The organism is uncultured Brevundimonas sp. (assembly GCF_937863155.1).
Lineage (GTDB): Bacteria > Pseudomonadota > Alphaproteobacteria > Caulobacterales > Caulobacteraceae > Brevundimonas.
In genome coordinates this window covers 1-11,025 of record NZ_CALMFB010000022.1, presented here as the reverse complement: position 1 = coordinate 11,025, position 11,025 = coordinate 1, and the positions used below count along the sequence as shown (strand labels likewise).

The window sequence follows — 11,025 nt, the reverse complement described above, 5'->3', positions numbered from 1 at the left end:
CTGTCGAAACGGGCCACCGGCAAGACCCTTTACATCCTGGACGAGCCGACCACCGGCCTGCATTTCGAGGACACCCGCAAGCTTCTGGAGGTGCTTCAGGAGCTGGTCGAGAACGGCAACACCATCGTGGTGATCGAGCACAATCTGGACGTCATCAAGGTGGCCGACTGGCTGCTGGACTTCGGGCCCGAGGGCGGCGACGGCGGCGGTGAGATCGTGGCCAAGGGCACGCCCGAACAGGTCGCGGCCGATCCCAAAAGCTGGACCGGCCGTTACCTCAAGGAGATGCTGGACCGCCACGAAACGCGTCGCAAGGCGCGGGTGGCGGCGTTGGCGCCGGCAAAGAAGCCTCGCCGGACCAAGGCGTCCTGATCGTCGCGAGCCAGACGAGGCTCGCCTCGCCCCGACGTCAGTCTGACGTGACGCCGCGGCCGGTCAGGTCGCGATAGGCGGCGGCGAACGGCGCATACAGTATGCCGAAGATCAGGGCGGAGATGATGGCGTTCACCACCGTCGAGGCCCACATCCACGCATTGTCGATGCGGTAGGCGGCCATCATGACAGACGGGTCGCTGCTGGCCCTGCTGATCATCTCGGCGCCCGACATCAGGCTGATCGGCATGGACACCAGCATGGACAGAAGTCCGACCAGCATGGCCATGACCAACGCCAGCAGCATCATGCCCAACATCGGCCAGAACCGACCTTTCGTCACGCCGAAGGAGTCGAAGAAGGCCATCTTCTTCTCGGCCACCGTGATCGGAATAGCCAGGGACCAGCGCACAGCCAGCCAGATCACGAAAGCGACCGATCCCAGCAACAGAACCAGACTGATGATCCAACCCCAGCCGTCGATGGCGGCCACTGCAATACCGCCGATGATCGCGGCGACAATGACGACCGCAAAGGCGATCAAACCCATCAGGATCGACAGAACCAGGGTGACGACGAAGACCCGCACTTCATCCATGCCCAGCCGGACATGACCGAACACGTCATGGGCATGGTCGGCCAGAACACTGCGCGACACGGCCGTTGTCAGCATGACGTTCGTCAGGATGGACAGCACCATGACCCAACCCATGCCGCTGAACATTCGGCCATAGGCGCTCAGGATGGGCATGAAGTCGTCTAACGATTCCGGGTCGGTCCCCCGGAACGCCTCGGCCGCCGCCGACAGTTCGGCCAGCGCCGGAAACATCGACGTCATGGTCAGCAGGGTAGCGACGCCGACAACGAGGTAAAGCAGCGTCCAGGCCAGAAGCACCATCGGATTGCGGCGAACCAGGCGGAAACCTTCAAAGGCCGCATCGGTGGGGGAAAAGCTCATCTTTCACTCCTCAGAGGATGTCGCCGTCCGCAGACGGGGCCGGTTCGGAAGCCACAAACAACTGCCGCACAGCGCAAGCATAGGGCGCCAGGCTGATGGACGCCACGACGCCGGCCATGGCGCCAAAGACGATGACGATCCCCGCCAGAACGCCCAGAGCCAGCGCCCAGTCCTCGACCCGCCAATCCATCGGCAAGGCCTGGGCGGCCATCGACGCCAGGAACCCCACCCCCAGCATCAGCACGACGGCGGCCAGGACGAGCAGCACGGTCGCCAGCCATGTCCCCAGCGTCAGCAGGGCCAGACGCCCGGTTTGCCCGCGCCCCATGCGCCAGCCTTCCTCGAAGGCGAGACGGCCGTATGCGACACTGGCCGGGGCGATCAGGCTGAGCCGGCCATACAGGGCCAGGGCGGGCGCCAGAATCAGAAAGGCCACGGCGGCGATGCCCCAGGGCCGCTGGGCCTCGGTCACCTGCCCCATCAGAGCCAGACCGCCGGCCACAAGACCAAACCCCAGACAAAACAGAACCAGCACCAGGCCGATCATCACGACCAGATGCGACACCCCCACGCGCACTTCGTGCAGGCCCAGCCCAAGGGCGAACGGCCGCCGACCGACACGCCCCAAGACGGCCCGCGCAACGGCCGTCATCACCACGGCCATCCCGACGATCTGCAAGATCTGGCTGAGGCCGTTCAACGCCATCAGCCCCGCCAACACCTGGAACATCTGCGGATCGAACGGATCAGGCCCGGCCGGGTCAAACCCCGGCATCACGACCGATCGCAAACCGACCAGGCCCGCCAGCGGAACCAGCCCCGGCAGCAGAAGCACCAGCCCCCAGACCCAAACCGTCAGCGGACGCCGTCCGATCAGGCGAAAGCCTTCGCCCAGCGCCTGGCCCACAGAAATCCCACGCTTCGCCATTGCTGCGCCCCTCCCCGGCGCGTCATGGCGGCAAGCCCCCTTGCCGTTCAGGGCCACCTTAGACGCCGCAAGGACGGTTTCACCAGACGGTTGCTGACGAAGCGGCCGCCTGTGTCTAGAAAGCCGCGATGACGACCTCCCCTGCCCCCTCTCCCGTCCATGTCATCGGCGGCGGCCTGGCCGGCTCCGAAGCCGCCTGGCAGATCGCTTCCGCCGGCGTGCCGGTGATCCTGCACGAAATGCGCCGCGACGGCGTGACCACCGACGCCCACCACACCGATGGCCTGGCGGAACTGGTCTGCTCCAACTCGTTCCGGTCGGACGACTGGGAATACAACGCCGTGGGCCTGCTGCACGCCGAGATGCGGGCGCTGGATTCGATCATCATGGCCTGCGGCGACGCCCATCAGGTGCCGGCGGGCGGCGCCCTGGCGGTGGACCGCGAGGGCTTCTCCCAGGCCGTGACGGCCAAACTGACGACCCACCCCCTGATCACCGTGGTGCGCGAAGAGATCGCCGGCCTGCCGCCCGCCGACTGGGACAATGTCATCGTCGCCACCGGCCCCCTGACCTCGCCCGCCCTGGCCGAGGCCATCCTGACGCTGACGGGCGAGGAAAGCCTGTCCTTCTTCGACGCCATCGCCCCCATCGTCCACGCCGACAGCATCGATTTCGACATCGCCTGGCGGCAGTCGCGCTATGACAAGGAAGGGCCGGGCGGCGACGCGGCCGCCTACGTCAACTGTCCGATGGACAAGGCCCAGTACGACGCCTTCATCGACGCCCTGCTGGACGGACCCAAGGCCGAGTTCAAGGACTGGGAGAACGTGCCCTATTTCGACGGCTGCCTGCCGATCGAGGTGATGGCCGAACGCGGCCGCGAAACCCTGCGTCACGGCCCGATGAAGCCCGTAGGCCTGACCAATCCGCGCAATCCGACCGTGAAACCCCACGCCATCGTGCAACTGCGCCAGGACAACGCCCTGGGCACGCTGTTCAACCTGGTCGGCTTCCAGACCAAGCTGAAGCATGGGGCGCAGGCCGAGACTTTCCGCATGATCCCGGGCCTGCAGGACGCCCAGTTCGCGCGCCTGGGCGGGTTGCACCGCAACACCTTCCTGAACAGCCCCAGGCTGCTGGATCGCCAGTTGCGGATGAAGGCCATGCCGCGCCTGCGCTTCGCCGGCCAGGTGACGGGCGTGGAAGGCTATGTCGAAAGCGCCGCCATGGGCCTGCTGACCGGGCGTCTGGCCGCCGCCCAGGCGCTGGGTCGCGACCTGGCGCCGCCGCCGCCCGAAACCGCCATGGGGGCCCTGGTTGAGCACATCACCGGCGGCCATCTGGAAGGCTCGAAATTCCAGCCGATGAACATCAACTATGGCCTGCTGCCGCCGCTGGAGGCGCCGCGCGTCGATGCGGACGGCAAGAAGATTCCGCCCAAGGACCGCGGCCGGGCCAAGAAGCGGCTGATGAGCATCCGGGCCATGGAGGCCCTGAAAGCCTGGCGGGACGCGGGCTGATGGCGGACGATCTGGACCGCCTGACCGAACGCCGCGCCACCCTGGCCCACCGGTTGGACCTGATCGCGCGGGGCGCACGGCTGAGCTATGACGACGGTACGCCAGTCGATATGGCGTCCGAAAAGGCGCGGCTGGAAGACGAGGTGGCCCGCCTGGATCGCAAGATCGCCCTTCTGGGCCCGCCCGCCGGTCAGGCCTAGATGCCCCACCCCATCAAGACCGCCATCCGCCAGCGCATCAACCAGCTGTTCAACGACTATGAGGCCGGGGAGCGCCCGGCCCTGCGTCGGGCCGACGCCCTGTTTCCCACCGATTCCGTCGCCTGGCGGGTCAATGGCGACATCGTCACCATGATGATCGGCGGGGTGTCGGGCCTGTTGCTGCAGATGCTGCATCCGGCGGTGCTGGCGGGGGTGTGGGACCATTCGGACTTCCGCGCCGACATGCACGGCCGCCTGCGCCGCACGGCCAAATTCATCGCCGTCACCACCTATGACCACGCCGAACGGGGTCGGGCGGCCATCGACCGCGTCCGCTCCATCCACGACAGGCTGAAGGGCGTCCTGCCGGACGGCACGCCCTATCGCGTCAATGATCCGACCCTTCTGGCCTGGGTGCATGTGACGGAAATCACCAGCTTCCTGGACGCCTGGGTCCGCTATGCCGAGCCGTCGATGTCGGCGGCGGACCAGGACGCCTATATCGCCGAGATGGCCCGCATCGGCCGGGCGCTGGGGGCCGACCCCGTGCCGACCGACCGTGCGGGGGCGCAGGCCCTGATCCAGTCCATGCGTCCCTGGCTGAAGGCCGACGCGCGCACCTTCGAGGTCGCCCAACTGGTGCTGCGCCAGCGGATCGGCGGTCCGGCCGAGGATTTCGCCGGCGGCCTGATCATGGCGGCCGGGCGCGACCTGTTGCCCGACTGGGCGCGCGCCATGCACGGCCTGCCCGCCGCATCCGCCCCAGCCCGCGCCGCCGTGCGCGCCACCCAAGCGATGATGGACTGGGTCTATACGGGGTCACCGAACCGGCGCGTCTGGCCGGACGACGTGACCGAATGGCCCGACGGCGCCCCGCGCTGATCATATCCGCCCGGTCAGCACCGCCCAGGTCAGCCGCAGCCGCTTGACCGGCTCGGGCGCATCGGGCCGCGTCAGGGCGGCGGGCGCCACGGCCGGAAAGGCCGCCGGCGGCAGGCCCTTCAGCGCGCGATTGGCCTGACCCTGCATCGCCCGCGCCTCATCGCCGCGCCCGGTCTGGGCCAGGCCCCGCACCCGAGCCGCCCCTTCGATCGCCGCCTCATGCCCCGGTCCGGCCAGCACCCGCGCCGCCGCCTGCATGGGCCCGACGTAGAATGCGTCCAGGTCGTGCGCCTCGCCGTGCACCCGGCCGATGTGCGCCTCGATCAGGGCGTCCAGCGGCGCTCGCTCCAGCCCGCACCTGTGCACCACGCCGGCCAACGCCTCCAGCACCGGATGGCCTTTGCGCGGGTCGCCCGCAAACACCCCGTCCATCTGATCGGCCCACCAGCGATAGCGCATCTCGGCCAGCATCGGCTGGGTCACGCGCGTGGGAATGGCCATCAGTTCCGCCTCGAAGGCGTAGAGCGCGATCAGGTCCGCGCGCGCCGGCTCGTCGGCCACGAAACGGCTGGCCAGCCAGCGGTCGATGTCGGCGGCGCGCACCTGGGCGTCGAGGTCGGTCATAGCGATACTCATCCTTCTCCCGCTTGCGGGGGAAGTGTCCCGTCTTCGCCGAAGGCGAACAGGGACGATGGGGGAAGTCGAAGGAAACAGACTCCCCTCTCCGACCCTCGCAGCGCTGACGCGCCGTCATCGGGCCACCTCTCCCGCAAGCGGGAGAGGGATTTGAAGCCCGTCAGCCGAACAGGGTCTGATACATGGCCATGGCGGTCAGCATCGGCAGGCTGAGCAACAGGTTGGTGCGGCTGGCCAGCATGGCCAGGCGGGCGGCCTTGGCCTTGGTCTCGTCATCGGCCGGCACGATCCCCAGGGCGCGCTTCTGGTTCGGCCAGATGACGCCCCAGACGTTCAGGAACATGACGATGGCCAGCCAGACGCCGATGCCCATCAGGCTGTATTGCTGGTCGCCCTGGACCAGGCCGCCGGCCAGGCCGAAGCTCAGCACCTCCATGGCGTAGGCATGGCCGCGCAGGATCATGACCACCAGCCCGGCCAGCACCGTCACCAGCGCCGCCCATCGGAACCAGAACAGGGCCTCGGGCGCGATATGCTTGCCCACGGCGGGCTTCAGCTCGGCCGGGATGTTCGGCATCACCCGGATCTGGACGAAGTTGAAATAGTACAGCAGGCCGATCCACAGGATGCCGGCCACGACGTGCACCCAGCGGAACACCGCCTGCCAGAAGCCGGCGTCGAACCCGCCCGGCGCGATGCGGCCGAAGGCGAAGATCATCACCCCGGCCAGAATCAGGCTGAGGATGAAGGTGTTGCGGAAATTCGAAAGCAGCTTGCCCATGGGTCGCCCCTCCCCGGCGATTGAGTCGAGGCGCGAGCATAACCTCTCCCTCCCCGGACAGGGAGGGAGAGATCGGCATTACGGGCGGCTGGCCATGCCCAGCTTGATCGGCTTGGCCTCTTCATCGACCGAGCCGCCGCGCTTGACACCCCACAGCATGATGATCGGCGCGCCGACATAGATCGACGAATAGGTGCCGATGATGATGCCCATCATCAGGGCGATCGAGAAGCCGAACAGCGCCTCGCCGCCGAAGATGGCCAGGATCGCCAGAACGCCCACGGCGGTGACGCCGGTGATGATGGTGCGGCTGAGGGTTTCGTTCAGCGACAGGTCGATCACGTCGCGCAGAGGCATGGTCTTGTACTTGCGCAGGTTCTCGCGCAGGCGGTCGAACACCACGACGGTGTCGTTCATCGAATAGCCGATGACCGTCAGGATGGCCGCGACCATGTTCAGGCTGAACTCGAACTTGAACAGCACGATCAGGCCGAACGTCAGGATCATGTCGTGCACCAGCCCCGCCACGGCGCCGAAGCCGAACTGCGGCTCGAACCGGAACCAGATGTACAGGAACATCAGCGCCACCGCCGCCGCCAGGGCCATCAGGCCCGAGGTGAACAGCTCGCCCGACACCTTGGAGCCGACGACGCTGACGCCGGAATAGGTCACCTGGCCCACGGCCTGGTCGATGGCCGCCTCGACCCGCTGGACCACATGGGTCTGGTCTTCGCCCTCGGGCACCTGGAAGCGGACGATGGCGGTCGAGCCGTCATCGACGTTGTTGTCGCGTCGGGCGATGCCCTGCACGCCCACGTCACCCAGGCCCAGGCCGCTGACGGCGCCACGAATGGCGTCCAGTTCGATCACCTGGCCGGCGGGCTTGGCGACTTCCAGCGACGCGCCGCCGCGGAAGTCGATGCCCATGTTCAGGCCGGGATAGAAACACCCGACAATCGAGGCGACGCACAGCACCAGCGACAGGACGCCCGCCGGCAGGGCGTAGCGGACGAAGCGGAAATTCGTCTTCTGCGGCAGCAGCTTGATAAGAGGCCATCCACGCATCGTCGTCACTCCGCCGCCGCAGTGGCGGTCTTGCCCGCCTGGCGGACGGGTTCGTCCGCGATCGGCAGGGTCTTGGGTTTGGCCGTCTTCAACCACCAGGACAGCAGCACCTGGGCCACCATCACCGACGAGAACATCGAGGTGAAGACGCCGATGGTCAGGGTCCAGGCGAAGCCGCGCACCGGTCCGGCGCCGAACATGAACATGATCAGGGCCGCCACCAGGGTGGTCAGGTTGGCGTCGACGATGGTGCCCATGGCCTTGTTGAAGCCGGCGTCCATGCTGGCCACGACGCTGCGGCCCGAACGGGCCTCGTCGCGCATCCGCTCATAGATCAGCACATTGGCGTCCACGGCCACGGCGAAGGTCAGGATCAGACCGGCGATGCCCGGCAGGGTCAGCGTCGCCTGGGTCAGCGACATGGCGGCCACGATCAGCAGACCGTTCAGCAACAGGCCCAGCACCGAGACGCCGCCGAACAACAGGCCATAGGACAGCATCATGAAGACCACGATCAGAACGAAGCCGATGGCGGTCGACAGGGCGCCCTTGGCCACGGCGTCGGCGCCCAGTTCGGCCGAAACGACCCGGCGTTCCTCGACCTTCAGCGGGGCCGGCAGGGCGCCGCCGTTCAGCAGGTTCACCATCTCCGAGGCTTCGGCGAGGCCGAAATTGCCTTCGATGATGCCCGAACCGCCGGTGATGGCGCTCTTGATGTTCGGGGCCGACAGCACCTTGCCGTCCAGGATGATGGCGAACGGCTTGCCGATGTTGGCCGAGGTCGCCTCGCCGAACCGGCGCGCGCCCTGGCCGTCGAAGCGGAAGCCGATGGCCGGACGGCCCGACTGGTCCGAATCGACACTGGCGCGGGTCAGGTTCTCGCCCGAGACCAGGATGCGTTTCTTGACCAGATAGATGTTGCCCTGGGCGTCCTGCAGAACCTCGGCGTCGGGCGGGACCAGGCCGGTCTGCATGAAGTTGGCGGTGTTTTCGACGTCCACCATCTGGAACGTCAGCTGGGCGGTCTGGCCGATGACGCGCTCCAGCTGGGCTGGGTCGCTCTCGCCCGGCGCCTGAACCACGATGCGGTCCGAACCCTGGCGGGTGATCGACGGTTCGCGGGTGCCCAGGCTGTCGATCCGGCGGCGCACCACCTCGATGGACTGGTCCACGGCCGTGGCGCCCATGTTGGCCAGGGCCTGTTCGGTGAAGGCGTAGCGGATGCGGTTGTCCGACATCCGGGTGGCGGTGCGTTCCTGCACCCCGCCCGCCGCACCGGCCGCGGCCAGGTTGCGGATCGCCGTCATGGCCAGGTCGAACTGGGCCGGATTGGCGATGGAGACGACGACGCCGCCGCCCTCGCGCTGGATGCCGTTGATGTTGATGCGTTCCTCACGCAGCGTCACCCGCACGTCCTCGGCCATGTTGGTGATGCGTTTCTCGCGCATCGCCGGCACATCGACTTCCAGCAGCAGGTGCGACCCGCCCTGAAGGTCCAGGCCCAGGTTCAGGGCGTTCTTGGGCAGCCAGCCCGGCAGGGACGCCCGCTGCTCGGGCGACAGGACGTTCGGATAGGCCAGCAGCAGCCCCAGGACGAGCGACAGCCCGACCAGGACGACTTTCCAGCGCGACAGCTGAATCATGGGCTTAGGGTCTCACACGGCCGGGGCGGAACGCCCGTTCAGCCCTTGTCGTTGGCGGCGATGGCCGGGCGGTTGCGCACCTCGGCCACCATGGACTTGACCACGCGCACATTGACGCTGGGGGCGATCTCGACGTTCACCTCGGCGTCCTCGACGCGGGTGACCTTGCCGATCATGCCGGACGACAGAACCACGGTGTCGCCGCGCTTGATGCCCGCGACCGCCGCCTGGTGCGCCTTCATGCGCTGCGACTGGGGGCGGATGATCAGGAAATAGAACAGCAGGACGATGGCGATCAGCGGCAGGAACTGCACGATCATCGCGGTCGCGCCGCCTTCGGCTCCGGTAGGCATGGGTCACTCCCCCAGGGGCGGGCGGCCAGCCTGGGCGCCCATTGAAAACGAGGCGCGGAAACTAGGGTGCGATCCCGCGATTTGCAACGCGGCCTGACGACCTATCGCGGAAGGACGCTCAGAGGGTCGATCGCCACGGGTTCATCGTTGCGCATGTGCCGGGTCTCGAAATGCATCGACGGGCGGCCGTCGCCGGCGGTTTCGCCCACGGTTCCGATCTGCTGGCCCGCGCGCACATCGTCGCCGTCGCGCACCGAGGCATTGCCCAGATGGCCATAGACGGTGCGCCATCCGTCGCGGTGCACGATCAGCACCGTCAGCCCCTGCCCCGCCAGATCGGAGCCGACATAGGCCACCCGCCCGGCGGCCGAGGCGACCACGGCCGTCCCGCGCGGGGCGGCGATGTTGACGCCATTGTTGCGCTCGCCCAGGCCGACAGGGCCGAAGCGCCGCACGATGTCGCCCCGCACCGGCCATTGCAGCGCCAGGGTCGACTGGGCCTGGGCCACCGGCGGCGGCGCGGGCGGATTGCCGGAAGGCGGCGGAGGCGGCGGGGGCGGCGGCGCCCCGGCTTCGGGCACCAGCACCCCGGTCGGCGACGGGCCGGTGGCGTAGGGGTCGGGGCCGCCGTCCACGGCCGATTCCGGCAGACGCAGAGCCTGACCCTGGGTGATGGCGCCGCGCGGGCCCAGCTGGTTCAGGTCGATCAGGGTCTGCACCGGCGTGCCGAACCGGCGCGCCGCGCCCGACAGGGTGTCGCCCGCCTGGATCTGATAGGCCACGGCCCCGCCAAAGGCCGGCGCGGTGGATGAGGGCGGCGGCGCGGCCGGGCGATCGGGCAGATAGTCCGGCTGGCGCGACGGCGTCGAACCGGCCGGCGCGCCCAGAGCGCCGCCCTCGATCCGCTCGACCGGCGCGCGGCTGGGCGGCGGCGCCTCATTGATCGGCGGCGGGGCATAGGGTTCGCGCGCATCGACCGGCGGCGGCGCGGTCGGCGCACCGGCCCGTTCGGCGTGGATGGAATAGCGCGGCTCGCGCGGATAGCTGGAACAGGCCGCCGCCGTCAGCGCCGCCGCCGTGATGATCGCCGTCCTGATCCACGTCCGCATGCCGATGCTCCGCCCCGTTCGGTTAATTCGCCTGTCCGGGGTGCCCCGGTCCGGCGCGGATTTCAACCCCGCAATGGGCGCAGAAATGGGGCGTGAAGGTTAACGGCCGCGCCGTCACCCCTCCTTGGCCATGCCTTCCACCAGCGGCACGAACCGCACCTCGCACAGGCTTTCGCGGCGGAAGCTGCCGTCCGCCTGGCCGACATAGCGGTTCAGCATCTGCACCGAACTGCGCCCCACCGGGCAGACCAGCACCCCGCCCGGCTTCAGCTGTTTCAGCAGCTCGGTCGGTTCGCCGGGCGACGCCGCCGTGACCATGATCCGGTCGAACGGCGCCTGTTCGGGCCAGCCCAGCCCCCCGTCCGAATGCCGGGTGATGACATTGTCGATGTCCAGCGCCCTCAGCCGCGCCTCGGCCTCGGCCAGCAGGCTGCGATACCGCTCGACCGAATAGACATAGCGCGCCAGGCGGCTCAGCACCGCGCACTGGTACCCGCTGCCGGTGCCGATCTCCAGAACGCGGTGGCGCGGCTGGACGTCCAGCGCCTGGGTCATCAGGCCGACGATGAAGGGCTGGC

General features: G+C 68.3%; 12 protein-coding genes and 1 pseudogene. 4 read left to right on the top strand and 9 right to left on the bottom strand.

All coding sequences use genetic code 11. The annotated features are described in order from the left end of the window. Nucleotides 1-372: pseudogene (locus Q0581_RS03210) on the top strand (excinuclease ABC subunit A); the annotation flags it as partial. A gap of 37 nt (nt 373-409) precedes the next feature. On the opposite strand, the gene Q0581_RS03205 reads toward Q0581_RS03210, so the two are convergent. After that, nucleotides 410-1,330, bottom strand: a complete 921-nt coding sequence (locus tag Q0581_RS03205; RefSeq protein ID WP_298697547.1) for a hypothetical protein — start codon at nt 1,328-1,330, stop codon at nt 410-412. A 10-nt stretch (nt 1,331-1,340) separates the two neighbouring features. Continuing rightward, nucleotides 1,341-2,258: a hypothetical protein gene (locus Q0581_RS03200; protein ID WP_298697546.1), complete on the bottom strand. Its 918-nt coding sequence runs from the start codon at nt 2,256-2,258 to the stop codon at nt 1,341-1,343. Nucleotides 2,259-2,386: 128 nt separating this feature from the next. Here Q0581_RS03200 and trmFO point away from each other — a divergent pair, with 128 nt between their 5' ends. The 3 genes from trmFO to Q0581_RS03185 are packed head-to-tail and all read left to right on the top strand — an operon-like array spanning nt 2,387 to nt 4,860. Next, nucleotides 2,387-3,778 (top strand): methylenetetrahydrofolate--tRNA-(uracil(54)-C(5))-methyltransferase (FADH(2)-oxidizing) TrmFO, encoded by a 1,392-nt coding sequence (gene trmFO / locus Q0581_RS03195; RefSeq protein ID WP_298697544.1) that lies wholly within the window; start codon nt 2,387-2,389, stop codon nt 3,776-3,778. Continuing rightward, entirely contained in the window at nt 3,778-3,978 is a 201-nt protein-coding gene (locus Q0581_RS03190) for a hypothetical protein (protein ID WP_298697542.1), read from the top strand. Before trmFO ends, Q0581_RS03190 begins: the two co-directional genes overlap by 1 nt. Continuing rightward, on the top strand, nt 3,979-4,860 hold the full coding sequence (locus Q0581_RS03185; protein ID WP_298697540.1) for an oxygenase MpaB family protein: 882 nt from the start codon (nt 3,979-3,981) through the stop codon (nt 4,858-4,860). On the opposite strand, the gene Q0581_RS03180 is transcribed toward Q0581_RS03185, so the two are convergent. The 7 genes from Q0581_RS03180 to Q0581_RS03150 all read right to left on the bottom strand — a co-directional run. Then, the gene (locus tag Q0581_RS03180) at nt 4,861-5,484 is read right to left on the bottom strand and encodes a squalene/phytoene synthase family protein (protein ID WP_298697538.1); all 624 of its coding nucleotides are present in this window, start codon (nt 5,482-5,484) and stop codon (nt 4,861-4,863) included. A 172-nt stretch (nt 5,485-5,656) separates the two neighbouring features. Next, a complete protein-coding gene (locus tag Q0581_RS03175) occupies nt 5,657-6,277 on the bottom strand; it encodes a hypothetical protein (protein WP_298697536.1) in 621 nt (206 codons plus the stop codon). A gap of 78 nt (nt 6,278-6,355) precedes the next feature. Further along, complete coding sequence (gene secF / locus Q0581_RS03170; protein WP_298697534.1) at nt 6,356-7,342, bottom strand: protein translocase subunit SecF; 987 nt, start codon at nt 7,340-7,342, stop codon at nt 6,356-6,358. Between the two features lie 5 nt (nt 7,343-7,347). Continuing rightward, a complete protein-coding gene (gene secD, locus Q0581_RS03165) occupies nt 7,348-8,985 on the bottom strand; it encodes a protein translocase subunit SecD (RefSeq protein WP_298697533.1) in 1,638 nt (545 codons plus the stop codon). A 38-nt stretch (nt 8,986-9,023) separates the two neighbouring features. Continuing rightward, complete coding sequence (gene yajC / locus Q0581_RS03160; RefSeq protein ID WP_298697531.1) at nt 9,024-9,338, bottom strand: preprotein translocase subunit YajC; 315 nt, start codon at nt 9,336-9,338, stop codon at nt 9,024-9,026. A gap of 101 nt (nt 9,339-9,439) precedes the next feature. Further along, the gene (locus tag Q0581_RS03155) at nt 9,440-10,447 is read right to left on the bottom strand and encodes a M23 family metallopeptidase (protein ID WP_298697530.1); all 1,008 of its coding nucleotides are present in this window, start codon (nt 10,445-10,447) and stop codon (nt 9,440-9,442) included. Nucleotides 10,448-10,561: 114 nt separating this feature from the next. Further along, nucleotides 10,562-11,025: protein-L-isoaspartate(D-aspartate) O-methyltransferase (locus tag Q0581_RS03150; protein ID WP_298697528.1), on the bottom strand; the 464-nt coding region annotated here is incomplete at its 5' end.